The 25,738-nt window shown below is 64.8% G+C and carries 24 protein-coding genes; 5 read left to right on the top strand and 19 right to left on the bottom strand.

The genetic code is table 11. The annotated features are described in order from the left end of the window. Positions 1-112 precede the first annotated feature (112 nt). From AC1RRT_RS17415 to AC1RRT_RS17405, 3 genes are all read right to left on the bottom strand, one after another. Positions 113-673 carry a DUF2147 domain-containing protein gene (locus AC1RRT_RS17415; protein ID WP_493015079.1) on the bottom strand — a complete coding sequence of 187 codons (561 nt, stop codon included), beginning with the start codon at positions 671-673 and terminating at the stop codon, positions 113-115. A 220-nt stretch (positions 674-893) separates the two neighbouring features. Next, the gene (locus tag AC1RRT_RS17410) at positions 894-1,382 is read right to left on the bottom strand and encodes a hypothetical protein (RefSeq protein WP_493015078.1); all 489 of its coding nucleotides are present in this window, start codon (positions 1,380-1,382) and stop codon (positions 894-896) included. Positions 1,383-1,395: 13 nt separating this feature from the next. Beyond that, positions 1,396-1,788 carry an acyl-CoA thioesterase gene (locus tag AC1RRT_RS17405; protein WP_493015077.1) on the bottom strand — a complete coding sequence of 131 codons (393 nt, stop codon included), beginning with the start codon at positions 1,786-1,788 and terminating at the stop codon, positions 1,396-1,398. A 104-nt stretch (positions 1,789-1,892) separates the two neighbouring features. Between AC1RRT_RS17405 and parE the strand changes: the two genes are divergently transcribed. Then, positions 1,893-3,860 (top strand): DNA topoisomerase IV subunit B, encoded by a 1,968-nt coding sequence (parE, locus tag AC1RRT_RS17400; RefSeq protein ID WP_493015076.1) that lies wholly within the window; start codon positions 1,893-1,895, stop codon positions 3,858-3,860. Here the strand turns inward: parE and AC1RRT_RS17395 are convergent, their stop codons facing one another. Together AC1RRT_RS17395 and AC1RRT_RS17390 are read right to left on the bottom strand one after the other, a co-directional pair. Continuing rightward, positions 3,861-4,559: an alpha/beta fold hydrolase gene (locus AC1RRT_RS17395; RefSeq protein WP_493015075.1), complete on the bottom strand. Its 699-nt coding sequence runs from the start codon at positions 4,557-4,559 to the stop codon at positions 3,861-3,863. It lies immediately after the preceding gene. A 13-nt stretch (positions 4,560-4,572) separates the two neighbouring features. Continuing rightward, positions 4,573-5,118 carry a hydrolase gene (locus AC1RRT_RS17390; RefSeq protein ID WP_493015074.1) on the bottom strand — a complete coding sequence of 182 codons (546 nt, stop codon included), beginning with the start codon at positions 5,116-5,118 and terminating at the stop codon, positions 4,573-4,575. A 148-nt stretch (positions 5,119-5,266) separates the two neighbouring features. Here AC1RRT_RS17390 and AC1RRT_RS17385 point away from each other — a divergent pair, with 148 nt between their 5' ends. Further along, a complete protein-coding gene (locus AC1RRT_RS17385) occupies positions 5,267-6,427 on the top strand; it encodes a GGDEF domain-containing protein (RefSeq protein WP_493015073.1) in 1,161 nt (386 codons plus the stop codon). Between the two features lie 101 nt (positions 6,428-6,528). Here AC1RRT_RS17385 and AC1RRT_RS17380 read toward each other — a convergent pair whose 3' ends face one another. Both AC1RRT_RS17380 and AC1RRT_RS17375 read right to left on the bottom strand, forming a co-directional pair. Next, the gene (locus tag AC1RRT_RS17380) at positions 6,529-8,283 is read right to left on the bottom strand and encodes a thiamine pyrophosphate-binding protein (RefSeq protein WP_493015072.1); all 1,755 of its coding nucleotides are present in this window, start codon (positions 8,281-8,283) and stop codon (positions 6,529-6,531) included. Between the two features lie 40 nt (positions 8,284-8,323). Beyond that, the gene (locus AC1RRT_RS17375) at positions 8,324-9,217 is read right to left on the bottom strand and encodes a Bug family tripartite tricarboxylate transporter substrate binding protein (protein WP_493015071.1); all 894 of its coding nucleotides are present in this window, start codon (positions 9,215-9,217) and stop codon (positions 8,324-8,326) included. 289 nt (positions 9,218-9,506) lie between these two features. On the opposite strand from AC1RRT_RS17375, the gene AC1RRT_RS17370 reads away from it, so the two are divergent. Beyond that, the gene (locus tag AC1RRT_RS17370) at positions 9,507-10,301 is read left to right on the top strand and encodes an IclR family transcriptional regulator (protein ID WP_493015070.1); all 795 of its coding nucleotides are present in this window, start codon (positions 9,507-9,509) and stop codon (positions 10,299-10,301) included. A gap of 14 nt (positions 10,302-10,315) precedes the next feature. On the opposite strand, the gene AC1RRT_RS17365 is transcribed toward AC1RRT_RS17370, so the two are convergent. The 8 genes from AC1RRT_RS17365 to AC1RRT_RS17330 form a co-directional block, all read right to left on the bottom strand. Continuing rightward, a complete protein-coding gene (locus AC1RRT_RS17365; RefSeq protein WP_493015069.1) occupies positions 10,316-11,152 on the bottom strand; it encodes a universal stress protein in 837 nt (278 codons plus the stop codon). A 185-nt stretch (positions 11,153-11,337) separates the two neighbouring features. Beyond that, positions 11,338-12,369, bottom strand: coding sequence for an ABC transporter ATP-binding protein (locus AC1RRT_RS17360; protein WP_493015068.1), 1,032 nt, complete (start codon positions 12,367-12,369; stop codon positions 11,338-11,340). Next, positions 12,362-13,342, bottom strand: a complete 981-nt coding sequence (locus AC1RRT_RS17355) for an ABC transporter ATP-binding protein (RefSeq protein WP_493015067.1) — start codon at positions 13,340-13,342, stop codon at positions 12,362-12,364. The genes AC1RRT_RS17360 and AC1RRT_RS17355 overlap by 8 nt, the downstream gene beginning before the upstream one ends. A 5-nt stretch (positions 13,343-13,347) precedes the next feature. After that, positions 13,348-14,271 carry an ABC transporter permease gene (locus AC1RRT_RS17350; RefSeq protein WP_493015066.1) on the bottom strand — a complete coding sequence of 308 codons (924 nt, stop codon included), beginning with the start codon at positions 14,269-14,271 and terminating at the stop codon, positions 13,348-13,350. Beyond that, positions 14,272-15,258 carry an ABC transporter permease gene (locus tag AC1RRT_RS17345; RefSeq protein WP_493015065.1) on the bottom strand — a complete coding sequence of 329 codons (987 nt, stop codon included), beginning with the start codon at positions 15,256-15,258 and terminating at the stop codon, positions 14,272-14,274. It abuts the gene before it with no gap. Between the two features lie 66 nt (positions 15,259-15,324). Continuing rightward, positions 15,325-16,941, bottom strand: a complete 1,617-nt coding sequence (locus tag AC1RRT_RS17340) for an ABC transporter substrate-binding protein (RefSeq protein WP_493015064.1) — start codon at positions 16,939-16,941, stop codon at positions 15,325-15,327. 222 nt (positions 16,942-17,163) lie between these two features. Then, positions 17,164-18,120 (bottom strand): M14 family metallopeptidase, encoded by a 957-nt coding sequence (locus AC1RRT_RS17335; protein WP_493015063.1) that lies wholly within the window; start codon positions 18,118-18,120, stop codon positions 17,164-17,166. 5 nt (positions 18,121-18,125) lie between these two features. Further along, entirely contained in the window at positions 18,126-18,770 is a 645-nt protein-coding gene (locus AC1RRT_RS17330) for a LysE family translocator (protein WP_493015062.1), read from the bottom strand. Between the two features lie 163 nt (positions 18,771-18,933). Between AC1RRT_RS17330 and AC1RRT_RS17325 the strand changes: the two genes are divergently transcribed. Next, entirely contained in the window at positions 18,934-19,605 is a 672-nt protein-coding gene (locus AC1RRT_RS17325; protein WP_493015061.1) for a pyridoxamine 5'-phosphate oxidase family protein, read from the top strand. On the opposite strand, the gene pdxR is transcribed toward AC1RRT_RS17325, so the two are convergent. From pdxR to AC1RRT_RS17305, 4 genes are all read right to left on the bottom strand, one after another. Beyond that, complete coding sequence (pdxR, locus tag AC1RRT_RS17320; protein ID WP_493015060.1) at positions 19,578-21,032, bottom strand: MocR-like pyridoxine biosynthesis transcription factor PdxR; 1,455 nt, start codon at positions 21,030-21,032, stop codon at positions 19,578-19,580. The two genes, AC1RRT_RS17325 and pdxR, sit on opposite strands and share 28 nt — an antisense overlap. Positions 21,033-21,118: 86 nt before the next feature. After that, positions 21,119-21,799, bottom strand: a complete 681-nt coding sequence (locus tag AC1RRT_RS17315; protein ID WP_493015059.1) for an NnrU family protein — start codon at positions 21,797-21,799, stop codon at positions 21,119-21,121. After that, a complete protein-coding gene (locus AC1RRT_RS17310) occupies positions 21,796-23,613 on the bottom strand; it encodes an SEL1-like repeat protein (RefSeq protein ID WP_493015058.1) in 1,818 nt (605 codons plus the stop codon). Before AC1RRT_RS17310 ends, AC1RRT_RS17315 begins: the two co-directional genes overlap by 4 nt. Then, positions 23,614-23,880, bottom strand: coding sequence for a hypothetical protein (locus AC1RRT_RS17305; RefSeq protein WP_493015057.1), 267 nt, complete (start codon positions 23,878-23,880; stop codon positions 23,614-23,616). 158 nt (positions 23,881-24,038) lie between these two features. On the opposite strand from AC1RRT_RS17305, the gene AC1RRT_RS17300 reads away from it, so the two are divergent. Then, entirely contained in the window at positions 24,039-25,727 is a 1,689-nt protein-coding gene (locus tag AC1RRT_RS17300; RefSeq protein WP_493015056.1) for an ABC transporter permease, read from the top strand. The last annotated feature ends 11 nt before the right edge of the window (positions 25,728-25,738 follow it).

Raw genomic sequence — 25,738 nt, 5'->3', positions numbered from 1 at the left:
GCGCAGGACCAGCCTAGGCCACCGGGTCGCCGGCACATTGTCCTGGATCAATCCGGAACGAAAATCCTGCAAGGGGCTCACGGCACAATCCTTAACAGGGCAACGATGCGCCTTACCGCATCCGTGTCCAGGTCTTGGTCTTGCCGAACAGTGGCAGCATGGCATAGGCGCGGACGCGGAGTGTCGTGTCGTTATCGATGGACATCCTGGCGCGGTAGTCGACCCCGTCTTCCGGATTGTAAATCGCGCCGCCTTCCCAGCTGTTCTCCGCCGTGCGGCGCAGATCGCGCAGGATGGTCAGACCAAGCAGCGCACGGCCGCGCAGGGCCGGATCGCGATTCTGCAGATCGGCGAGCGGGCGGCCATCGTCGCCATCGGGCCATTTGAACCAGACCAGCCGGCCGCAGAGCCGGTCGCCGCAGGGGGCGATCTCCACCCAGACGCGACCGCTGTCATCCTGCCAGATGCCGACCGGCGTCGGCCTCCCCACACCGAGGGTCGGATCGTACATCGCGTCAGGCAGCAGGGTGTTGGGGGCGCTGGCCGACTCAATCTCTCCATCCCCGGACGGCGCCGGCGTTTGCGCGGGCGATGTTCCATGGATCAGCAGACCCGACAGCACGGCCAGACTCATGGCCACGCTGAACCATCGAAGCCTGACGATCGTCGTCACCCGGCGTCCCGCTTCAGCGTTCATCAGGCGACTGTAGGCCTGCGCCCGAGCGTTCAGGGGAATATTCCGGGTAAGGGCTTGAATGGCCCGATATTCACTATATGTTCTCTAATGAATAGAAATTCTCGCTATACGGGAGAAGTCCGGTGGCGAAAACCCGGAGAACCAGAAACGAAGCAAAACGAAGCGTTGCGAAGGCCCATGAAAGCCGCGGACGGGATCAGCCCGGCTTGGCAACCCGCAGGAAGACCTCACCCACCAGCAGGTGGGTGATCGTGCCGCCGGCCTCTGTCCCGCTCCCCTCTTTCCCACCACCGTCATCCAGCGGCAGCAGCAGGCGGTCATATTGCAGGATCTTCGGCCCATCCCAGCGCGTGATGCTGACATGGAAGGCCCCGCGCTCCTCGCAGGTCAGGTCGAAATGCTGGCGCACCACCGGGCGGGTCTCGATGGTCACGCCATCGGGACCGGCCACCAGGGCGGCCGTGCGGCGATAGCCCTCGCCCATCGCCACGTATGGATAGCGGCCGTCGCCGTTGACCTCGACCACGGCCAGGTCGGCGACCCCGGGCAGCAGACGCAGGTCAGGCAGCGCGGCGAAGGCGGCCATGGCGCGGCTGCCCCTGATGTCGTCGTACCAGGCCTTCAGCGCGATCAGCGCCGGCGCGACGATCTCGTCGGCGGCCCAATGACGTTTGCCATTCGTCATGATTGTACGGAGGTCATGTTTCTACAGGCACCGGACGCGGCCGGCCATTCTCGTCGATGGCCACGTAGGTGTAGACACCCTCGGTCACCCTGATCTCGGCGGGATCGAGGCGACGCGCCACGATGGTCTCCAGCTTGATCGCCATCGACGTGCGGCCGACGCGCAGTACGCTGCCATAGATGGAAACCACGTCGCCCACCTTGATCGGCTGGTGGAAGGTCATGGCATCCACCGCCACGGTGACAACGCGGCCCTGCGCGCGACGGGCGGCGACGATGCCGCCGGCGATGTCCATCTGGCTCAGCACCCAGCCGCCGAAAATGTCGCCGTTGCCGTTCATGTCGGCTGGCATCGGCGCGCTGCGGATGACCGGTTCGCCTCTGGATTTCTGCGCCGATTCGGTCATCGCTGCTCCTGACTTTGTCACTGGATGTTGGTTGTATCCCGCCTGCGCCCTACTATACTGCGGCCCAACAACGAGTCACCCCTTAATCCAAAACCGTGAATAGAATGAACGACTTGTTCCAGCAAGGAAGCAAGGGCGGCAGCGATTACACCGCCAAGGACATCGAGGTTCTCGAGGGCCTGGAGCCCGTGCGTCGTCGCCCCGGCATGTACATCGGCGGCACCGACGAACGCGCGCTGCACCACCTGTTCGCTGAAGTGCTCGACAACTCGATGGACGAGGCCGTGGCCGGCCATGCCGATCGCATCGAAGTCTCGGTGCTGGGCGACGGCAGCCTGCAGGTCGGCGACAACGGCCGCGGCATCCCGATCGACCGCCACCCCAAGTTCAAGGACAAGTCGGCGCTCGAGGTCATCCTCACCACGCTGCATTCGGGCGGCAAGTTCTCCTCCAAGGTCTATTCCACCGCCGGCGGCCTGCATGGTGTCGGCATCTCGGTGGTGAACGCGCTGTCCGACCGCCTGGTCGTGGAAGTGGCGCGCGAGAAGGAACTGTGGCGCCAGGAATATTCGCGCGGCGCCCCGCAGGGCAAGCTGGTCAAGGTCGGCGCCGCCCCCAACCGGCGCGGCACGGTGGTGACCTTCCATCCCGACGAGCAGATCTTCGGCAAGGGCGCGCATTTCCGCCCGGCCCGCCTGTTCAAGATGGCGCGCTCCAAGGCCTATCTCTATCCGGGCGTGAAGATCCTGTGGAAGTGCGACCCCGAGCTTCTGAAGGGCGATGAGATCACGCCGCAAGAGGCCGTGCTGCATTTCCCCGGCGGGCTCCAAGACTATTTGAACGAGCAGCTCGAAGGCCAGCAGACCGTGACGCCGACGCCGTTCGCCGGTCGTGCGGCGCTGGGCGGCGAGCGCGGCCAGGTCGAATGGGCCATCCACTGGCCGCAGGATATCGACGAAGGCTGGCTGCAGTCCTACTGCAACACGGTGACGACGCCCGATGGCGGCACGCATGAGGCCGGCTTCCGCTCGGCCCTGATGCGCGGTCTGAAGGATTATGCCGAACTGACCAACAACAAGAAGGCATCGCAGATCACGGCGGACGACATCCTGCTCGCCGGCACCGCGATGCTGTCGCTGTTCATCAAGGACCCGCAATTCCAGGGCCAGACCAAGGACAAGCTGGTCACGGTGGAAGCGCAGAAGCTGGTCGAAGTGGCGATCAAGGATCACTTCGATCACTGGCTCGCCGGCGCGCCGCAGCATGCCAATGCCCTGCTCACCCGCCTGATCGAGCGCGCCGAAGAGCGCCTGCGCCGCCGCGCCGAAAAGGATGTCAGCCGCAAGTCTGCCACCCGCAAGCTGCGCCTTCCCGGCAAGCTGGCCGACTGCTCCGACGAAGCCGCCAACGGCTCGGAACTCTTCATCGTCGAGGGTGACTCGGCGGGCGGCTCCGCCAAGCAGGCGCGCGACCGTCGCACCCAGGCCGTGCTGCCGCTACGTGGCAAGATCCTGAACGTGGCCTCAGCCGGTTCGGACAAGCTGGCCGCCAACCAGGAGCTGGCCGACCTGATCCAGGCGCTTGGCTGCGGCACGCGCGGCAAATATCGCGACGAGGACCTGCGCTACGACAAGGTTATCATCATGACCGATGCCGATGTCGACGGCGCGCATATCGCATCGCTGCTGATGACGTTCTTCTTCCGCGAGATGCCCAAGCTGATCGAGCATGGCCATCTCTATCTGGCGCAGCCGCCGCTCTATCGCCTCAGCCAAGGCGGCAAGACCTTCTACGCCATGGACGATGCCGACAAGGACAAGCTGATCAAGCAGCATTTCGGCACCCGCAAGGTGGAGATCAGCCGCTTCAAGGGTCTGGGCGAGATGCCGCCCGCGCAGCTCAAGGAAACCACCATGACGCGCAAGAACCGCGTGCTGCTGCGTGTGCAGGTGCCGGTCGAGGAAGTGAAAGAGTCGGAAGACCTGGTCGAACGCCTGATGGGCCGCAAGCCGGAGCTGCGCTTCCAGTTCATCCAGGAACGCGCCGCCTTCGCCACCGACATCGACGTCTGATCAGGCGGCCAGCCACTCCTTGAAGGCGTTGGCCGTCTGGTTCGGGTGCTCCATCGGCGGCAGATGGCCGCAATTCTCGATGACGAGCTGTTTCGCATTGGGAATCAGCGCCGCCATCTCGTCATGCAGCTCCAGCGGCGTCAGCGCATCCTGGCGGCCGCAGAGCACCAGCGCCGGCACCTTGTAGCTTTTCAGATCGGCGCGCCCGTCCACCCGGTTGATGATTGCGGTCTGCTGCTTGGTGAAGCCCTCGCGGCCGATCTCCTCGGCCATGGCGATCAGTCGGCCGGTCAGCACCTCGTCCTTCTGCTTGTCTGGATGCAGCAGCAGCGGAATCAGCTGTGGCGTGATGCCCTTGAAACGGCCGATCTGGCTCAGGTGAATGAGGCCGCGGCGGCGCTCGGTCTGCTCCGGCGTATCGGCACGCGCCGAGGTGTCCATCAGGCAGATGCGCGTCACCCGCTGCGGCGCCTGCCGCATGATCTCCTGCGCGATATAGCCACCCATGGAGAGGCCGCAGAGCGCGAAGGTCTCCGGCGCCTCGGCCAGCACCAGCCGCGCCATGTCGCTGAAATTGTCCTGATGGAAATGGCTGGTCGGCAGGATGCACTGCGCGACGTCAGACAGACGCGCCACCTGCTCGCGCCAGAAATCCTCCGTCAGCAGCAGACCGGGAAGAAGCACCAAAGGCTGACGCATGGACTGAACCCTTCTACTTGATGAGGCGCGACAGCGCCTTGAATTGCGGATGCGCGGCCGAACCCAGCCACTCGAACAGGCACATTTCGGTGGTGACCAGCAGAACGCCGGCCTGCGCCATGCGCTGCTGCGCCGCCGTCACGCTGTCGGCTTGGCGCGAGGAAATCGCATCCGTCACCACGGCGACACGGCGGCCGGCGCTCGCCATGCCGATGGCGGTCTGCAGCACGCAGACATGCGCCTCGATGCCAGCGATCACGGTGAGCGGCTGACCCAGTGCCGTAATATGCGCCCGTACCGACGGCTCGGCCCAGCTGGAGAAATGCATCTTCTCCAGTACCACAGCCTCGCCGGCTTCGACTTTGATTTCGGGGACTGTCGATCCCAATCCTTTCGGATACTGCTCGGTAATGACGCAGGGCAGTTCCAGCGCGCGGGCGGCCTGCAGCAGGATGCCCGTGTTGCGCAGCACGCGCTCGCCATCCTGCATTACCGGTAGCAGGCGCTCCTGGATATCGACGACGAGCAGCAGGGTCTCAGCGGCGGAAATCAGCATCATGAACCATCCATGAAACTGCAGTGTAAGATGAACACCACGCCGCCGTAAATGCCCGCACTTGTTCCCGCAGCGTTGCTTTTGCAAAAGCCTCCAGTGCACAATCACCGCCCACAGTACGCATCGCCGCCCATCACCCCCAGTTGATTACATGAATCTCGATACACCGACCGTCAGCTTCATCACCGTGCTCGTGGTTTGCCTGGAAAGCGGAATCCTCACCGCTCTATGGATCATTCACCGCAACATCACGGGCGTGGGCTATTGGGCAGCCGGTGCCTTGGCGATCGCCGCGGGTGTCCTCGGCATCTCCCTGCGTGACTTCATGCCGCCCTTCGTCTCTTTCATCCTCGCAAACCTTTTGATCATCGGCGGCTATGTCTTCACCTGGTGGGGCATCGAGGCATTCTTCGGACGCCGCCTGCCCCATCGCGCCGGATTTGCCATCGTCGGCCTGGCCGCCATAGGCCTGATCTATTTCAACCTGATCGCACCCGATACCCGCCCGCGCATGCTGCTGCTGCTCGGGCTGTTCGCGCTGCTCGCCGCGCTACGTGCCTACAGCCTGCTGCGCGGCCTCAAGCCAAGCACGCGTTTCTCGCAGCTTCTCGGCGGCACGGTCCTGTCCTGCCAGTTCGCTTACCACCTCGCCCTCGTGGTGGTCGTCTGGTCCTCGCCGCCGATCGAGAGTCCTCTGATGCAGATGCCCTTGTCGGGCTGGATTTTCCTGATCCCGATGCTGCTCTCCATCGCCGTGGTGTTCGCTGCTGTGCTCCTGGTCAACCAGACCATCGCCGCCCGACTGCAGGATGCCGCGCGCCATGACGCCCTGACCGGCGCACTGACGCGGCGGGCGCTGGACGAGGCCGCCGAAATCGAGATCGCCCGCAGCCGGCGTCATGCCACCCCACTGACCCTGCTGCTGCTGGACATCGACCATTTCAAGCTCGTCAACGATCGCTACGGCCACCCGGCCGGCGACATGGTCCTGCGCCGGTTTGCCAAGTTGACACGGCAATGCTTGCGGCGGGAGGACCTGTTCGGTCGCGTCGGTGGCGAAGAATTCTGCGCGCTGCTGCCCGACACCTCACTAGCCGGCGCGACACAGCTGGCGGAACGTATCCGCAAGGCCGTCGCTGACCTTGTCATCGACATTGGCGCGCACCAGTTGTCGCTGCAGGTCAGCATTGGCATTGCCACCTTCGGCGAACACGGCAGCGAATGGCCGGAGGTTGTTCGCTACGCCGACGCGGCGCTCTATGCCGCGAAACATGCCGGCCGCAACCAAGTCGTGGTCGCTGGCAGTTTCTGAGCCAAGCGGAGAGCACACTAGTCCGTTGGCCCGTGCCGATGACGCGCTCTATGCGGTCAAGCGCGCCGGCTGAGCCGGCCGCCTGACCTTGCTGATCGGCCTCAGACCGGCCGGTCACCCTTCTGCACTTTCAGCGTGCGGTTATCCACGCCAGGCAGCATCCGCCCCGGATCGCGGGTGACAACCACGTCGATGACCGTCGGGCTATCCGTCTTTGTCAGCGCCTCGGTGATTGCCGGGCCCAGCTTCTCCGGATCGGCGACACGAATGCCGTGGCAACCCATCGCCTTTGCAATATTCGCATAGTCCATCTCGATCAGGTCGGAGGACTGATAGTTCCCCGCGCCGTAGACAGCATGCTGCAGCGCTTTCACATAGCCGGAGGCGGCATTGTTGAAGACGATGGTAATGAAATTCGCTCCTAGCCGCCGCGCGGTTTCAAGGTCGCCCAGCGACATGTTGAATCCGCCATCGCCGGTCATCGCCACGACACGGCGCTTCGGACCAACGCCGATCTGGGCGCCCAACCCACCCGGCACGCCATAGCCGATCGAGGCAAAGCCGCGGTCGGCAACGAAATGACGTCCGGCTGCCTTGGTCTCGAACAACAGGCCACCCCAATGCGCGGCAAAGCCGCCATCGGCCACTAACACGGCGTCAGCCGGCATCCGCTTGTTCAACTCGCCCATGATGCGCCCGATATTGATCGGCGTCTCGGAGGATTCCAGCCGGTCGGCCGCGCCCTTGCGCCATTCGGTCATCCGTACCGGTACTTCGGCGCAATAGTCCGCCCTCGCCGCCACCCGCTTGCGACCATCCCCCAGCGCGGCGGCCATGGCCTCCAGCGTCAGCTTGGCATCGCCCACCAGCGCTACATCGGTGCGCGTGGTGCGGCCGATTTCCTCTGCCCAGATCTCGACATGGATGACCGGCTTGCCGGCACCGATCAGCGAGAAACGGCGGGTGGCGATCTCGCCCAGCTTGCAGCCGACGACGATCAGGCAATCAGAGGCTTCGACCAGCTCGTTGGCAATACGGGAATAGCGGCCAAACACGCCTGCGGAAAGCGGATGGTTGCAGCCGATCGCACCTTTGCCTGACATGGTATGAGCGACCGGAATGCCTTCCTGCTCCGCCAGCGCGATCAGCGCATCATAAGCTTCGGAGACATGGATGCCGCCGCCGACCAGAAGCAGCGGCCGCTTCGCCTGCGCCATCATCTGCACTGCCCGACTGAGCTCGGCCGGATCGGGCAGCGAACGCCGCGCCTGCGCCTTCAGCGTACCGGCGTCGATCCAGAAATCGGCAGCGGAAAAATCATGCTCCGCATGGGCAATGTCTTCCGGGATGTCGATCAGGACCGGGCCCGGCCGGCCGGACGTGGCAACCGCATAAGCACGGCGCACCGCTTCGGGGATGCGCTGGACCATGTCGATGCGGATCACCTCCTTCACCACCGGGCGCAGGATATCGATCTGCCGCGCCTCCTGCGTCATGTTCTTGAAGGAATGTTCGCGATTGGTGTTGCCAGTGATCGCGATGATCGGAATGCCGGCATTGTAGGATTCCGCCAGGCCGGTAACGATATTCGTGGCCCCAGGCCCTTGCGTCGCATCCACCACACCAGGGCGGTTGGTGACACGGGCGTAAGCATCGGCCGCAAAAGCACCGCAGCGTTCATCGTTGATCAGGGCATGCTTCAGCCCCAGGGCACGGCAGGCCTCATAGAAGGGCAGCAACTGGAAACCGCCCATTCCAAATAGAAGCCCTGCATCGCTCAACTTGAGCATTTCGCCGAGGGCGCGTCCGCCTTGCATGGTGCGGGTCTCATTCGTGAACTGGGGAGAGGCTGTCATGGTCTCTGCTTTGCTGTGTGTTTGTTGCTTTGGAGTCTGGTCATTCCGCCTGGGCGCCGGACTTGCGCACGACCTCGCCCCAGTTGCGGGCTTCCTCTGCGATGAAGGCCGTGAGAGCCGCACCGGTCACGGAGCGCGGATTGGCGCCGAGGGCGGCAAGCCGCTCGCGGAATTCCGGCACCTCGTGAATGGCCGTCACCTCGCGGGTCAGCCGTTCGGTGATTGCCGCCGGGGTGCCGGTCGGCGCAAACAGCACGAACCAGCTTTCCGCCACGAAGTTTGGGAAGCCCGATTCCACCATGGTGGGCACATCAGGCAGCACTGGCGAGCGTTGCGCCGCGGTGATCGCCAGCGCCCGCAGGCCGCCGCTCTTCACCAGCTGCAGGGCGGAAGGCAGATTGTCGAACATCAGGTCGACATTGCCGCCGACCAGATCGGCCACGGCCGGACCCGAACCGCGATAAGGCACATGGGTCAACTTCAGTCCGGAGGCGGCCTTGAACATCTCGCCCGAGAGATGAATTGAGGTGCCGTTGCCAGCCGATGCGAAACTGAGGCCATCAGGCTGCGCCTTGATCTCCTTCAGCAGCTCGCTGACGGTCTTGGCCTGGACCCGCTTGGGGCTGACGACCAGCAGATTGGGCACGCCGGCGATATAGGCGATGGGCGCGAAATCCTTCACCGGATCATACGTGAGGGTCTTGTAGAGTGAGGGATTGATCGCATGGGTGCTCACCGCCCCCATCAGCAGCGTGTAACCATCCGGCGCGGCCTTGGCCACGGCACTGGCACCCAAACCGCCGCCGGCACCGGCGCGGTTCTCGACGATGACCGGTTGGGCGAGCCGGGTGGAGAGTTGCTGCGCCACCAGACGACCGAGGGCATCCGTCGTGCCGCCCGCCGCGAAAGGCACCACGACTGTCACGGGGCGCACAGGCCATGCCTGCGCCCTGACCAGCCAGGCCGGAAAGACAACTGCCAGAAAAGCGGCCGCACAAACCGCGAGCCAAAATGCCTTGATTAAGGATTTCATCGTTTCTTCCCCTTGCCGCGCCGATATCGGATGACCGACGCAAAAATACTTGTCTCGTTTAACGAAACTATGTATCTATTATTGAGACAGATACAGCCGGCCTTTGTCAAGCCGTCAATGTAGAGGCCAAGCCTTGCCCCGCATTTCCGCGAAAACTCCCGCAGTTACCGCCTCGGCCGTCGATGGCGGCATGCATCAAAGCATCGCCCGGATTGATCTGCTGATTTCAGCGCTGAGTCAGGAGCCGGAGAAAGGCCTGCGCTTGGTCGAGGTCTGCGCCGCGACAGGGCTCGGCAAGGCTACCGCGCATCGGCTGCTATCCGGGCTGGTGCAATACCGACTGGTGGATCAGGACGCGGAAAGCGGCCGCTATTTCGTTGGCTACAAGATCTTTTCCTGGGCCAGCGGCGTGTCCAACCGCAACGGCCTGGTCGAGCTTCTGCATCCCGCCATGGTCCGTCTGGTCACGCAGTTTGGCGACACGGTCTATCTGGTCGTGCGCAATGGCGATGCGGCGGTCTGTGTCGAGCGGCTGGAGGGCAGCTATCCGATCAAGAGCCTGACCCTGAAAGTGGGCGACCGGCGACCATTGGGCATCGGTGCGGGCAGCGCCGCCATCCTGGCCGCTCTGTCGAAGCCCGAGCGGACGGCAATCATCGCCCAAGACGCCGCTGCACGTCGCGCCTTCCCGCTGTCGGATGCCGGCCTAGCCGCTATTCTTGGAGAGGCCGACCGTAAGGGCTATGCCTGCATTGACGGCGCCATCGTGCCGGGCGTCTGTACCATCGGTGCCGCAATCACGCTTGATGACGGCAGCCCGGTCGCGGCAATCAGCGTCTCGGCGATCGCGGATCGCATGAGCGCGGAGCGCCAGCTTGAGATCGCACAAGCGATCCAGGCGGAAATCGAGATATTGCGGAAGACCAATGCCGCCTTTTTCAAGGCGGCGAACCGCTCACGCCTGATGAGCGGCATCGGGGCATAGCCGACGTCGCACCGTCAATTGCTCAGGAGCACCGGCAGCGTCATGTTGGCCAGCACGGTTTCGGTCACGCCGCCGAACACCATCTCGCGCAGCCGCGAATGACCGAAAGCTCCCATCACCATCAGGTCGCAACTGCGACCCTGCGCTTCGGCCAACAGGGCCAGGCCGACCTTGGTGCCGTTGCCGTTGATGATCGTTGTTTCCAGCCGCAGGCCGTGGCGCTGCATATGGCCGGCGATCTCGGCAACCGGCGTGCGCCCCTTGCGCTCGGCGCCGATGGTGACGATATGCACGACCTCGGCGCCGCGCAGCAGCGGCATCGCATCGTGCAGCGCGCGTGCCGCCTCACGCTTGCCGTTCCAGGCAACCAGCACCCGGCGGCCGACATCGGTCACCGTGCCGGCATGCGGCACGGCGAGGATGGGACGCCCGGCCTGCAGCGCCAGTTCATGCGGCAGCACGTCTGTGCCATAGGGAATCGCGGCAGGATCGGATGGATTGGGATCGGGCTGGCCGACCAGGGCAATGTCGCTGGCGCGGCTGGACAACCGCAGCGCCTCCACCGGGGCCATGTCGCTGCTGAGCCAGCGATGCTCGATGCCCGCATCGGCGCAGGTAGCGAGGAATTCATCCTTGGCGCTGCCCGAGGATTTCTGCGCCTCGTCCATCTGCTTCTGGATCAGTTCGGTCGGGATATACTCGCCCATGTAATAGGGCACATTGGGCGGCGGCACCGTATAAAGGCCGCTGACCCGCGCGCCGAAGCGCCGTGCCATGGCAATGGCGAGCTGCGTCCGCGCCATGTTGCGTGGATCGAGTGTCAGATGCACCAGGATATCGCGGTAACTCATCGCCCGGCCTCCTCGTTATGGCCGTGCCGCATTCCCCCTGCGACTTCGGCCGTTATTATCGGAAGTGCTGATGATTACGCCAAAAAGTCAGGACTCTGCGTCCCTGCCCATGACTGTAGGCAGGACCGGCGCAAGAGACAAGCGGGTCTAAGCGGAGCGAATCAGGCGTTTACGCGGCGGGCGGTTTAGGCCGCAGCCTGGGCTTTCCACGGCGGCAGGCGGTTTTCCTCGACCGCATGACAGGCCACGGCGCCGCCCTCGACGGTCAGCGCCTTGGGGATTTCGCGGCGGCAGCGGTCGTTCGCCAGCGGACAGCGGGGATGGAAGCTGCAGCCCGGTGGCGGATTGAGCGGGCTCGGCACCTCACCCGCCACCGGCGTGCGCTGGCGGCCAGTCATGTCGAGATCGGGGATCGCATCGAGCAGCATGCGGGTATAGGGATGCAGCGGACGCGAGAACAGCGTCTTGGTATCGGCCCATTCAACCAGCCGGCCGAGATACATCACACCCACCTTGTCGGAGACATGATACACGACGGCGAGGTTATGGCTGATGAACAGGTAGGTCAGGCCGAGGTTGCGCTGCAGGTCCTTCATGAGGTTGAGGATCTGCGCCTGCACCGACACGTCGAGCGCCGAGGTCGGCTCGTCGCAGACCAGGAATTCCGGCTCGCCGGCGAGCGCGCGGGCGATCGAGATGCGTTGGCGCTGACCGCCGGAGAATTCATGCGGATACTTGCGCGCGTCCAAGGGCGACAGGCCGACCTGACTCAGCAATTCGCCCACGCGCTTGTCGATGGCGGCTGTGCCGCTCAGCAGTTTGCGGAAGCGCAGCGGCTCGGCCACGATCTTGCCCACGCGCCAGCGCGGATTGAGCGAGGCGTAAGGATCCTGGAAGATCATCTGCATGCGGCCCTGGATGTCAGGGTGACGCGCGCGTTCGGCAGCCGAACCGATCTCGACGCCTTCGAAATTGACAGAGCCGTCGCTCGGCTCGTACAGGCCGACGATCAGGCGGGCGACCGTGGACTTGCCGCAGCCGGACTCGCCCACCAGGCTGAAGGTTTCGCCTTTGTTGATGGAGAAGCTGACGCCGTCAACGGCGCGCACAATGCTCTTGCCCTTGCGCTCAAGCACGCGGTTCAGCCAGGGCGCCGACACGTCGAAGACGCGCTTCAGGGCAGTGACGGTCAGCATCGGAACAGTGACCTTAGACATGGGCCGTCTCCTCCACCAGCCAGCAGGCCGCATGGCTCCTGCCCGCCGGCATCGGTTCGGGCCGGTCGCGGAAGCAGCGGTCGAAGGCCTTGGGGCAGCGCGGATTGAAGGCGCAGCCCTTCGGAATGGCATTCAAGCGCGGCATCGACCCGTCGATCTGGGTGAGACGCTCGACCTTGCCGGCCATCGACGGGATCGCACCCATCAGACCGACGGTATAGGGATGATGAGGGCGCTGGATCACATCCTGCACCGGGCCAATCTCGGCGATGCGGCCGGCATACATGACGGCGACGCGGTCGGCGGTCTCGGCGATGACGCCCATGTCATGGGTCACCAGCATCACCGCCGTGCCATGTTCGCGGCACAGGCGCTTGAGCAGCTGGATGATCTGCGCCTGAATCGAGACGTCCAGCGCCGTGGTCGGTTCGTCGGCAATGATCAGCTTGGGCTCGGCCGCGAGAGCCAGCGCAATCACCACGCGCTGGCGCATGCCGCCGGAGAACTGGTGCGGATAGCTGTCGATGCGCTCGGAGGCGGACGGAATGCCGACATCCTCGAGCAGCTTGATCGCCCGCGCCCGCGCCTGGTCTTGGTTCATCGGCAGATGGGTCAGGATGGTTTCCACCAGCTGGTCGCCGATCCTGTACAGCGGGTTCAGGCTGGTCAGCGGATCCTGGAAGATCGCGCCGATCTGGCGGCCGCGGATCTTGCGCATCTCGTGATACGGCAGGTTGTCGATGCGGCGGCCATCGAGGCGGATTTCGCCGCCGGCGATGCGGCCCGGCGGTTCCAGCAGGCCGATGATGGCCGCGCCGGTCATGGACTTGCCGGCGCCGGACTCGCCCACCACGCCCAGCACTTCACCGGCCGAGATGCTCAGCGACACATCGTCGACGGCCACAAGGGTGCCGCGCCGGGTCGGGAACTCGACGCGCAGGTTTTCGACTTCAAGCAGCTTCGGGCTGGTCATGGCAATTACCGGAGCTTCGGATTGAGGGCATCGCGCAGCCAGTCACCCAGCAGGTTGACCGACAGCACGAGAATGGCCAACGCCGCGCCGGGGAAGATGGCGATCCACCATTCACCCGAGAACAGGAACTTCTGGCCGATATTGATCAGCGTGCCCAGCGAGGGCTGGGTCGGCGGCAGGCCGACACCCAGGAAGCTGAGCGTGGCTTCCGTGATGATGGCGAGCGCCAGGTTGATGGTAGCGATCACCAACACCGGGCCCAGCACATTGGGCAGCACATGCCGCAGCGCGATCAGCGGTCCCGGCAGGCCGATGACGCGGGCCGCCTGCACATATTCCTTGTTCTTCTCCACCAGCACCGAGCCGCGCACCGTGCGGGCATACTGCACCCAGAAGCTGAGGCCGATGGCGATCACCAGCACCACCAGCGCCGAGTTGTCGCGCCGGTCGCTGCCCAGCAGACCGCGGCTGACGCCATCGACCAGCATGGCAATCAGGATGGCAGGGAAAGACAACTGAACGTCGGCGATGCGCATGATCAGCGCATCCACCGGGCCGCCGAGATAGCCGGCGATCAGGCCGAGGGCGATGCCCAGCACCATGGCGAAGATGACGGCGAGAAAGCCGACCAGAAGCGAGGTGCGCGAGCCGTACATGATGGCCGACAATACGTCGCGGCCCTGGTCATCGGTGCCGATCAGATATTTGGTCGTCCCGCTGGCATCCCAGGCCGGCGGCAGGAAGGCGTCCGACAGCTCCAGCGATGCCAGGTCGAAGGGGTTGTGCGGCGCGATCAGCGGTGCACCGATGGCGGCGATGAAATAGATCACGGTGACGGCGGCCGAGGCCATGATCAGCTTGGAGCGGGTGAAACTCCAGAACAGGTCGCTGTCAGTGATCTGGCGCCAGGTGGCGGCGATGCTGGCCATTTACTTGCCCCCTGCCCGGCCGCTCTGGGCGCGAAGCCGCGGGTCGACCACGAAATACAGGCTGTCGACGATCAGATTGATCAACACGAACAGGAAGCCGATCAGCACCAGGTAGGTGGCCATGACCGGGATGTCGACGGCGATCACCGACTGCAGGAACAGCAGGCCCATACCAGGCCAGGAGAACACTGTCTCGGTGATGATGGCGAAGGCGATGATGGCGCCGAGCTGAAGCCCGGTGATGGTGATGACCGGCACCAGCGTGTTCTTCAGCGCATGGCCGAAATGCACGGCGCGATTGGCAAGGCCGCGCGCACGGGCGAACTTGATGTAGTCGGTGCGCAGTACTTCCAACATTTCAGACCGCACCAGGCGCATGATCAGGGTCATCTGGAACAGGCCCAGCGTGATCGAGGGCAGGATGATGGCGCGCCAGCCGCTCGCGGTCAGGAAGCCGGTATTCCAGAAGCCCAGCTTCACCACCTCGCCGCGCCCGAAGCTGGGCAGCCAGCCCAGCAGAACGGCAAAGATCCAGATCAGCAGAATGCCGATCAGGAAGGTTGGCAGCGAAATACCGATCAGCGAGACCGTCATCATGGTGCGGCTCAGCCAATGCGACGGATACAACCCGGAGAACACGCCCATTGGAATGCCGGCGGCCAGCGCGAAGATGGCGGCGATCAGGCTGAGTTCCAGGGTGGCGGGCAGACGGTCGATGATCATGCGGCCCACCGGCTCGGTGGTGCGGTAGCTCAGGCCGAAATTGCCCTGCATGGCGTTGCCGACATAGCGCGCGAAGCGCACCGGCGTCGGATCGTCGAGACCGAGCGTCTTGCGCAGTTCGATGCGCTGCTCGGCCGGCAGGTCCTGGCCTGCCATGAGGGCAACCGGATCGCCGACGAAATTGAACATGGTGAATGCGATAAAGGCGACCGCCAGCATAACGAGGGCGGACTGCACGATACGGCGGATGATGAACGCAATCATGGGGCTGGTCGGGAATAAAAGATGTGGCGCGGCCCAGACAATCCGGGCCGCGCCACTTGTGTCAGATTACTTGACCTTGACGAAACGCAGCGGGAAGTAGTTGTCCGCCTGCTGATGGATATCGACCGAATCCTTGGCCGCCCAGACAACATACTGCTGGTGCAGCGGGATCACGCCGTAATCGGCAAGATACAGCTTGGTCGCTTCCTTGATCATCGCATCGCGCTTCGGCTTGTCGGTCTCCTGCTCGATCTTGTCGGCCAGCGCATCGAACGCCTTGTTCGAATAGCCGCCGGCGTTGAACAGGCCCTTGCCGCTCGCCTTGGACGGGGTCTGCAGCAGCGACTCAAAGACGTTGTGCACGTCGTAGGTGGCGCCCGGCGACCAGCCCAGCATGTACATGCCGATCTGCGGCGACTTCTCGATGTCCGAGGAGGTACGCAGGATCTGGGCGAAGTACTTGCCGCGGGTCTGGGCGACGAGGTTCACCTTGATGCCGATCTTGGCCAACATGGCAACGGCGGCGCGGCAGATCGCCTCGTCGTTGACATAGCGGTCATTCGGGCAGTCGAGGCGGACTTCGAAGCCGTTCGGGTAGCCGGCTTCCGCCAGCAGCTTCTTCGACAGTTCCGGATCGAACTTCGGACGGACGTCCATGTCCTTGTCGTAGCCGTTCAGGCCGGTGCCGATCATCAGCGCGCTGGGACGCGACTGACCGCGCATGACAGTACGCTTGATCGCCTCGGCGTCGATGGCGCGGTAGAACGCTTCACGGACCTTCACGTCCTTGAAGGGGTTCTTGCCCTTGATGTTGGACTCCGGCAGTTCGTCGAGCTGCTGGTTGAAGCCGAAGAAGACAATGCGGGTTTCCGGGCTTTCCAGCACACGGCGACCGGCGGTCTTCTTGATGCGCTCCACGTCCTGCGGCGGGACGGTGTAGATCATGTCCACTTCGCCCGACAGCAAGGCGGCCACGCGGGTCGCTTCGTTGGCGATGCGCTGGAACACGATTTCCGTCACGTTATGCTCGGGCTTGTCCCACCAGGTGGCGTTGGGCTCGAGGATGGTGCGCACATCGGGCTCGCGCACCTTCAGCTTGAAGGGGCCGGTGCCGTTGGCGTTGCGGGTGGCGAAGTTCTCTTCGTTCTTCGTCATGTCCGCCGATTCAGTGGCGTTGTTCTTCTCCGCCCAGATCTTCGACATGATGCCGATCTGCACCAGCTTGTCGTTCAGCAGCGGATCGGGGTACTTGGTCTCGATCTCGAAGGTCATGTCGTCGACCTTGCGGGCTTCCTTCACCGAGGTGAAGTTGCCCGACACGTTCGAGCCCTTGCCCATCGCGCGCTTGTAGGAGAAGACCACGTCGTCGGCCGTGAACGGCTCGCCGCCCTGGAACTTCACACCCGGGCGCAGAGTCCAGCGCCACAGAGTCGGACTCGGCTGCTCGACCTTGGTGGCGAGCGCGGGTTCCAGCTTCAGGTCGCGGTTACGACGGAACAGCGGCTCGTAGATGTTGGCGTTGAAGCTGAGCAGGAACGTTTCGTTACGGGCGTATGGATCCATCGAATTGACGTCGCCGTCATTCGCCCACTTGAACGTCTTGGCCGAGCTCGGCTGAGCGCCGAGCAGAGCGACCGTAGCAACCGCCGCGATCAACGCGGCCTTGGTAAACTTGCGCTGCATAGTCCCCTTGTCCTTCTCCCAACGAAGAATTTGAAGCCCTGTTTTTTTTGGGCTGATGTCCCACTGGCCCCCCTGTTAAGGGCCTAGCGTTGCCCGGATCATAGGGCTGCGGACGTATATACGTCTACACCTGACTGTAAAAACATCATGCTGAAAAAACCGTCCTGTTGCATGACCTTAAGGCAGCCGGGACGGACCAATACGGACCATAAGTCTGTGGGGTTAGGAAAGCCTGCGTGCGAATGAAACCACATCGCGCCCCGGCACGATGCGACGCGCGGGCATGATGATGGCGCAGCCCTCGGCCGGCGTGCGCAGCACATCTTCGCCATCCGTGGCGATAACAGTGTTTCCCGGCAATTCCTCGAAGCCGACGAGCGGTATGGTAAATCTGAACTGATCGGTCTTCGCCACCATGACGTCAAGAATTTCATAACGTCGGGGCGCGCCCGCCTCGGCCTTATATTGCGCCGCAAGATCGGGGGAAATCTGGCCGAAAAAGTCGAGGAAGCGCATGGTGACCGCAATCGCCACGTCGCCGGCGGTGCGCTCGAAATGCTGGCCGCACTCCACAACCAATGCAACCTGGGGCGAGCGGGGATCGCTGAAGGCGCCATACTGGATCAGCGGCTTGCCGGGATGCTTCACCCCTGGCAGCACCACATGATGCAGCGGCGAATGCAGGTGCCGGGTCAGCGGCTGCAGCTTTTCATGGCCCTCCATCACCAGCATCGGCGGCACGGCATAGGAGGTCGAGTGGATATCGAGCAGCGCATCGGCTTCGGCATAGATGTGCCGCAGCGCGCGGGCACGCTGCACATCCACCGTCGCATCCGGGCCGTCCAGCGTGCCCGCGTCCCAGACACGGTTGAAATCGCGTTCGACATAGCGCGATTCAAATGGCGTGGCGGGATCGAAGCGGTGATAGGCGTCGACATTGGCAAAGGCGATCGTCAGTTTGCCGCGCAGCGGCCGGATGCCGGTTTCCAGCAGATGCGTCGCGGCGATCATGCCGCAGAATTCGTTGCCGTGGGTCAGCGCATTGACGATGACATGCGGACCAGGCCGGCCGGACTCGAAGGTGTGCACATAGTCGACGCCACGATTGCCGCTGCGGTAGGCGCTCAGATCCTTGGGCGTAAGCTCGATCGGCGGCAGCGCCGCATGCTGGTCCGTCATAATCCTCAACCTTTGAACAGGAATGCACTACCGAGGCCGTAAAGGCCGAAAGCAAGGATCAGCAGGCCCGACAGGCCATTGATCCAGCGCAGGCCGCCATTATTAAGGCGGTGGCGGAACGCGCCCGCCAGCCCCGCCAGCGACAGCCACCAGAAGGACGAGCCGGCGAAGACGCCGAGCACCAGCCAGGCCGCCATCTCGTTGGAGAGGCCGAAGCTGCCGATGCCGAAGAAGGCGAAGATGCCGAGGAAGGCAACGATGGTGATCGGGTTCGTCGCGGTCAGCACGAAGGTGGAGACGAAGCCGGCGATCAGGCCATCGCGCGTGACCGATACGGTTTCATGCGGCGGCGGCGGATGGAGCGCGGCGCGCAGCATGCGCCAGGCCATGAACAGCAGGAACAGGCCGCCGATGATGCGGAAGGAAAGCTGATGCGCTTCCAGCCAGCCCGAGATCAGGCTGAGGCCGAAGGCGGCGATGCAGCCATACAGCGCATCGGCCATCGCAGCACCCAGGCCGGCCGACAATCCGGCTAGCCGGCCGTCCAGTAGGGTCTTCTGCACGCAGAGCACACCGACCGGGCCCACGGGCGCGGCGATGATAAATCCCGCCAGAGCGCCTTTACCCAGCATCAGCAGGATGTCCCACACTCTCTTAGCGCTCCCGAAACTCTACGGCTTGCGGCTGTAGCATGGGCATGGGGTGCCGTAAACCGGCCCGCCGGCGAAACTGGCTCCATACGTTTTGCAAAAACTGGCGCTTCTTCTAGGACCGCCGTCGGGGTAATCGCATGGCTACAAGGAGTTACCCCTCATGACCGCAACAGCCGCCCCCGCCCCCGTGAAGCCCCCCAGCGCCCGCACCCGCATCAAACGCCTGCCCAAGCGCGGCCATTACGACGCCGCCACTCTGCATGCCGTGCTGGATGCCGGCTATGTCTGCCACATTGCCTTTGCCGACAAGGGCAAGCCGGTGGTGATCCCGACCGCCTACTGGCGCGAGGGTGAACATCTCTACATCCACGGCTCGAGCAAGAGCCGCATGGCGATGGCGCTGGCCGAGGGCATTCCGGCCTGCGTCGCCATCACGCTGCTGGACGGCCTGGTCTTCGCCCGCACCTCCTTCAACCATTCGATGAACTACCGCTCGGTGGTCGCCTTCGGCAGCTTCAAGAAGGTGCCCGACGATCACAAGCTGGCGGCCCTGGAGGCTTTCACCGAGCGCGTGGCGCCGGGCCGCTGGGCCGATATCCGCGGCCCCAACAAGCAGGAATTCAAGGCGACCATGGTGCTGCGCATGCCGCTGGATGAAGCCGGCGTGAAAATCCGCAGCGGCCCGAACAAGGATGACCCCGAGGACATGGAGATCCCGGCCTGGACCGGCGTGCTGCCGTTCAGGCAGGGCTTCGACGCACCGGTGCCCGATCCGCTGATGAAGGCCGGCATCACCCTGCCCGGCTATCTCAAAGCGCTGACCAAGCGCTGAACCGCTGCATCCAGTTCGGCTTCGTCATGGGCGGCGAAGCCGAGCAGCAGGCCGCTGACCTTGCGCGTCATCGCCTGTCGCGACAGCGGCGACACGCGCAGACCCGCCGCCTGTGCGGCGGCAGCCGCCGCGCGGTCGTCACGACCGTCACGGAATTCCGCCACCACATGCAGACCGGCATCGGAGGCGCGGATGGTGAAAAGATCGCCGCCATGGCGGTCGATGGCGGCCAGCAGCGCCTGCCGCCGCCTGCGGTACAGCACGCGCATGCGCCGCACATGCTGGGCCAGATGGCCATCCGCGATGAAGGCCGCCAGCGTCGCCTGCGGCCAGGGCGCGGCGAAGCCATCGGCCGAGACCTTGGCGCGCAGGAAGCCGTCGACCAGCGCCGGCGGCAGCACCACATAGCCAAGTCGCAGACCCGGAAACAGCACCTTGCTGAAGGTGCCGACATAGAGAACGCGCTCGCCGCCATCCAGGCCCTGCAGCGCCTGCAGCGGCGGACCGCCATAGCGATACTCGCAATCGTAATCGTCCTCGACGATCCACAATCCGCGCGCCCGCGCCTCGGCCAGCAGCGCCAGGCGGCGGCTCAGCGGCAGCGTCATGCCGAGCGGAAACTGGTGCGAGGGCGTCAGCATCACCAGCTTGGGCGACGGCTCAAGCCGCGACAGCCAGGCCGGGTCGAAGCCCTGCTCGTCGACCGGCACCGGCAGCAGCGTCGCGCCGACGCCGGCCAGCGCCTCGCGCATGCCGATATAGCCGGGGTCTTCCACGGCCACGGCGTCGCCCGGATCGAGCAGCACCCGCCCGGTCAGGTCGAGCGCCTGCTGCGCGCCCGAGACGATCACGATGGTCTCAGGCGTGCATTTCACGCCGCGGGTGTCGGCCAGATAGCGGGCCAGCACCTGGCGCAGCGCCGGCAGGCCCTGCGGGTCGCCCAGCCCCAGCATCGCCTGCTTCTCCCGCCGCAGGGTCTGCACCGACAGCTTGCGCCAGAGGTCGAAGGGAAACTCGCCCAGCGCCGGCTGCCCGGGCAGCAGCAGGGTCGGCTGATCGGGAGGACGACGGTCGGGCAGCCGGGGGAAGCGGTCGGCCCGCCGCGACAGCCGGGCCGGGCCGGCGTCGATGCCGGTGCCGATCCCCTCGGGCGGCAGGTCGGCGGCCACATACAGTCCGGCGCCCCGACGGCTCTCCAGATAGCCCTCGGCGGTCAGCCGCTCCATGGCGGCAAGGACGGTGTTGCGGCCCAGCGACAGGTCGGTGGCCAGCGCCCGGCTGGACGGCAGCCGCTCACCCGGAGCCAGTTCGCCCGACAGCACAGCGGTGCGGATGGCGGTGAAAAGCTGCTCCTGCAGGCTGTCGCCGCCGGCGATGCGCGAGGGCCTGAACCAGCCGATAAAGCGGCCTGCGGCACGGCGCGCCATCAGAATTCACTCATAAGATTATATAAATCTATTAAGCTTATGTTTTTATTATATAAATAGCAAATCATAATGCTGATTATCCGGTCTCAGGGGTGGTAGACCGGCACGCCGAACAGCTTTTCATGTCCATATAAGAAAGCAGTATAAATAACTGCTGTAATTACAATATTCAGGATTCCGATATCCGAGGCCTTTAGCCGCATCTTGCCGCTCAAAACAGCGCCCAGCGGCAAGATCGAGGTTTTGTCCTTAAACCGTTGCCATCGATCGGAAAACTCCAATTCCCGCTTGCGATCGATCGACAGCATGCCGTTGAGCGCCGTCACCAGGATCGCCCCGGCCATCAGCCAGGTGGCGACATCGCCATTGGCCACCATGTGGCCGACGGCCCAGAGGCTGAAGCCCCAGAGCATGGGATGGCGAGTGACCTTGGTGAAGCCGATCACCGGAAACTCCCCCTTCAGGATCATATCGGGTCCGGCGAGCGTGGGGCTCTTGGAGCGCAGGCTGCCGACCAGGAACAGGAAGGCCAGCGGCATGGTCAGGATCGGCACCAGCGCCAGGGTCGAAGTGGTCTCCCAGAATTCCACATACGGCGCCTGGCCATAGGTCCAGATCAGGGCAGCCAGCGACAGCGCGCTGAGCAGCGAGAACACCCCGCGATACGCCGGCAGGCCCAGACGTCGGACCAGACCCGGGCGCAGTGGCCCGGCCACGATCACATGCAGAAGCACCCAAACCAGGGCGGCCAGACTTAGAGCCGTCATTCCTCCTCGCTTTCCCGGCGCATGGTGCCGGACAGCCGGGTGATGGCGGCGACCGCCTGCTCCCGGTCGGCCGCGCCCAACCGGCCTTCGATATGGCGGCGGTTGGGTCCCGCCTCGGCCACGCCGGCCTGTTCGGCCAACCGCAGATAGGCCCAGGCAAGCGGCGGGTCGGACGGCCGCCCCTCGCCACGGAAGGTCATATCGCCCAGGACGAACAGCGCCTCCGGGTTGCCCTGCTTCGCCGAGCGTTCGAGCCAGCGCAGCGCGCCGGTCGGGTCAGGCTTGCCATCGCCCTCGCCCGTGAACATCAGGCGTGCGACCTGGAACTGCGCATCGGCATTGCCACGCTCGGCACCGGCACGATACCAGCGCAGTGCCGCCTTCATGTCGGCCTTCACGCCTTCGCCGGCTTCGAGATAGCTCGCGTATTTGAAGGCGCCGGCGCCATGCTTGCTCTCGGCCGCGCGCTTGAACCAGCGGATCGCCGCCGGCACATCCTTCGGCGTGCCCTGCCAGCCCTGCTCGTACCAGAGGCCGAGGCGGAACTGCGACGGGCCATAGCCCTGCTCGGCCTGCCTGGTCAGGATCTGCCGCGCCCGCGCCGGATCGGCGGGGCGGCCGCGACCGCTGGCCAGATAGGTCGCAAAGTTGTTCGCCGCCGCGCCATGGCCCTGCGCCACCGCTTTTTCCCACCAGTCCATCGCAGCGGCCTGATCGGGCGGCGCGGTGTCACCGTTGAACAGGATCAGCGCCAGCATGTTCTGCGCATCGGCCTGGCCGTTTTCGGCAGCGAAACGCAGCAGCGGCTCGGCGGCAGCAATATCCTTGGGGCCGCCCTCGCCACGGAACAGCTTACTGCCCCCAAGCCCGGCACCCAGCACATGGCCCATGCCGGCGGCCTTGAGCGCCATGCGGCGCGCCGCGACCTGATCGGCCTTGCCCAGCGCGCCGGTGTCATAGATCACCGCCAGATTGTACCAGCCATTGGCATCGCCGAGTTCGCCAGCCTGGTTGAACAGCGTTTCGGCGCGCTTGGGATTACGCGGCACCGCCGTGCCGCTCAAATGATAGCGCCCGAGCTCGTTGGTGCCTTCGGCGGAGCCGGCCTGCGCGGCGGCCTGCGCCAGCGCCAGACCCTGCGCCGGCGTCAGCGCACCGCCGTTGTTTTCGAGCACCAGCGCGGCGAGATAGGCTTGCGCATAGCTGCTGCCGGCATCGGCGGCCTGCTGCAGCAGCATGCGGCCGCGCGGCTCGTCGGCGGGCACAACCTTGCCTTCAAGCAGGAAACGCCCGAGCCGGTAGCGCGCATTGATCGCGCCATCGGCCACGGCCTTTTCCATCATGGCGATGCCTTCGGCGGCCTGCGCCGGCCGGTTGGCGAAAATCGCCTCGGCAAGATTGGCCCAGGCCGCGGCCTCGCCGCGCTCGCCAGCGGCGCGCAGCACGCGTTCGGCTTCGGGCAGGTCGACCGGCCCGCCCTGCCCCGTCAGCAGCATGTACCCCAGACTGTTCAGCGCACGCGCATGCCCCTGATCGGCGGCGCGTTTGAACCATTGGCGCGCGGCGGCATCGTCACGCGGCGTGCCGATGCTGAACTGATAGGCCAGGCCGGCATCGAATTGCGCCTGCGCCTCGCCCGCCTCGGCGCGCTTCAGCAGCTCGGGCAGCGTGGCGGTCGGCCCCGACGGCCGGGTGACGGGCGCGGAATACTGATCGCTCGGCCGGGCTGACGCGATGCCAGCAGGCGCCAGCGACAGGGCAAACAGCGGAAGAGCCAGCAGACGGGCCCGCCGGAAGGAACTGGAATGGGTCATTCAATGTCCGCGGATATCGAAAAGGGCGCGCCCGGTGGGGGTCAGTTTGCAGACCAGCCAGTCGGGCTTGATGGGATTCTCAAACCAGGGTTCGGCCCAGCCGGCACTGATGCAGGACTGGATGGTATGGACGCTGATCTGCTGGCCATGCTCGTCGAACAGCGGCAGCTTGCCACCGGCCTGACGCAGCCCCCTCCGCAGATAGCGCAGTTGCGCATCCGTCGGTTTGGTCTGGCCATTGCGGACGAACCGCGTCCCCTCCGCCATCGCCTGTCCTCCTGCCGGCACCAGCATAAATAAGCCCCGCCCGAGCGGCAATCGTACAATGATATCACGGTCTTCAAAGTCGTGACCGCCATCAAGGCCGGCCTACTTCTCAAGCCTCCAATATTTGCGAACAGCTTGCAAATGGCTTAAGCAGGGGCGTGACCGACACCGCCCTTTCTCCCGCTTCCCCGACCGCACCCGCAGCCCGTCTGCGGAGCAGCCATGGCCGTGGCTGGATGATCTTTGCCGGCCTGGTGGCCATTGTGATTGCGGCGCCGGTGCTGGCCATCCTGCTCAACCTCGCCCAGCCGGCAACCGAGACCTGGCGTCATCTGGTCTCCACCGTGCTGCCCGAGATGCTGCACAACACCCTGCTGCTGATGATCGGCACCGGACTGGGCTGCATCGTGATCGGCACCGGCTGCGCCTGGCTGGTGACGATGACCGAATTCCCCGGCCGGCGTTGGCTGGCCTGGGCGTTGTTCCTGCCCCTGGCCATGCCGTCTTATGTCAGCGCCTTCGTCTATAGCGACCTGCTGCAGTTCGCAGGCCCGGTGCAGACCGGCCTGCGCAACCTGTTCGGTTGGCATCGCGGCGATTACTGGTTCCCAGATTTCCTGTCGCTGCAGGGCGCGATCGGACTCTTCATCTTCGCCTTCTATCCGTATGTCTTCATGCTGGCGCGCGCCGCCTTCATCGACCAGTCGGTCTGCGTACTGGAAGTCGGCCGCACGCTCGGTTTGGGGCCGTGGCAGCGTTTCTTCCGCATCGCCCTGCCACTGGCACGGCCGATGATCGCCGGCGGCGCGGCGCTGGTCATGATGGAGACGCTGGCGGAGTTCGGCGCGGTGAGCTGGCTTGGCGTACCCACCTTCACCACCGCCATCTACCGCACCTGGTTCGGCATGGGCGATGTCATCGCCGCCGCGCAATTGGCCGGCGTGCTGCTGATCTTCGTGCTGGTCGTGGTGATGATCGAACGTGCCGGCCGCAACGCCAAGCGCTTCCACCACACATCCGCGCGCACACGCCCGCTGCCGCTGCGCCGTTTGCCGCCGCTGCAGGCCGGCCTCGCCATTCTCGCCTGCCTGACGCCCATCATGATCGGCTTCCTGCTCCCGAGCAGTTGGCTGCTGCATCTGGCGCTGGCCGAGGGCGACCAGTTCGGCATCGGCCGCCTCGCGGGCTTCACCCTCAACAGCTTCATGCTGGCCGGCCTCGCCGCCGTCGTGCTGATCGTGGTGGCGCTCAGCCTGGCCTATGCGCAGCGTCTGGCGCCGCGCCGCGCCATGTCATGGCTGATCCAGCTCGCCACCATGGGCTATGCCGTACCCGGATCGGTGATCGCCATCGGCATCCTGCTGCCGCTCGCCACCGCCGACCATTACATCAATGCCTGGTCCCAGGCCGTGTTCGGCCATGCACCCGGCCTGCTGCTGACCGGCACGCTGGTCGCGCTGCTCTATGCCTATCTGGTGCGCTTCCTGGCCGTCGCCTTCAACACCGTGGATGGCGGCTTGCACCGCATCCGGCCGAGCCTCGATCAGGCCGCTCGGGTGCTGGGCCAGTCGCCGCTCGGCGTCGTGCGCCGCATCCATGCTCCCCTGCTGCGCGGCAGCCTGATGACGGCGGCGATGCTGATTTTCGTGGATGTCCTGAAAGAACTGCCGGCCACCCTGATCGTGCGGCCCTTCGATTTCGACACTTTGGCGGTCCGGGTCTACCAGTTGGCCAGCGATGAACGGCTTGGCGAGGCGTCGACCGGGGCCCTGATCATTGTGGCGGTGAGCCTCATTCCCGTAATCTGGCTGCATGCAGCCGTGGCGCGTTCCCGGCCCGGTGAGTGAAGAAGCAGGAT

This window comes from Ferrovibrio sp. GW821-FHT12B10, from assembly GCF_058807515.1.
Note: the sequence above shows the minus strand (reverse complement) of the source record. Positions and strands in the feature narration are given on the sequence as shown.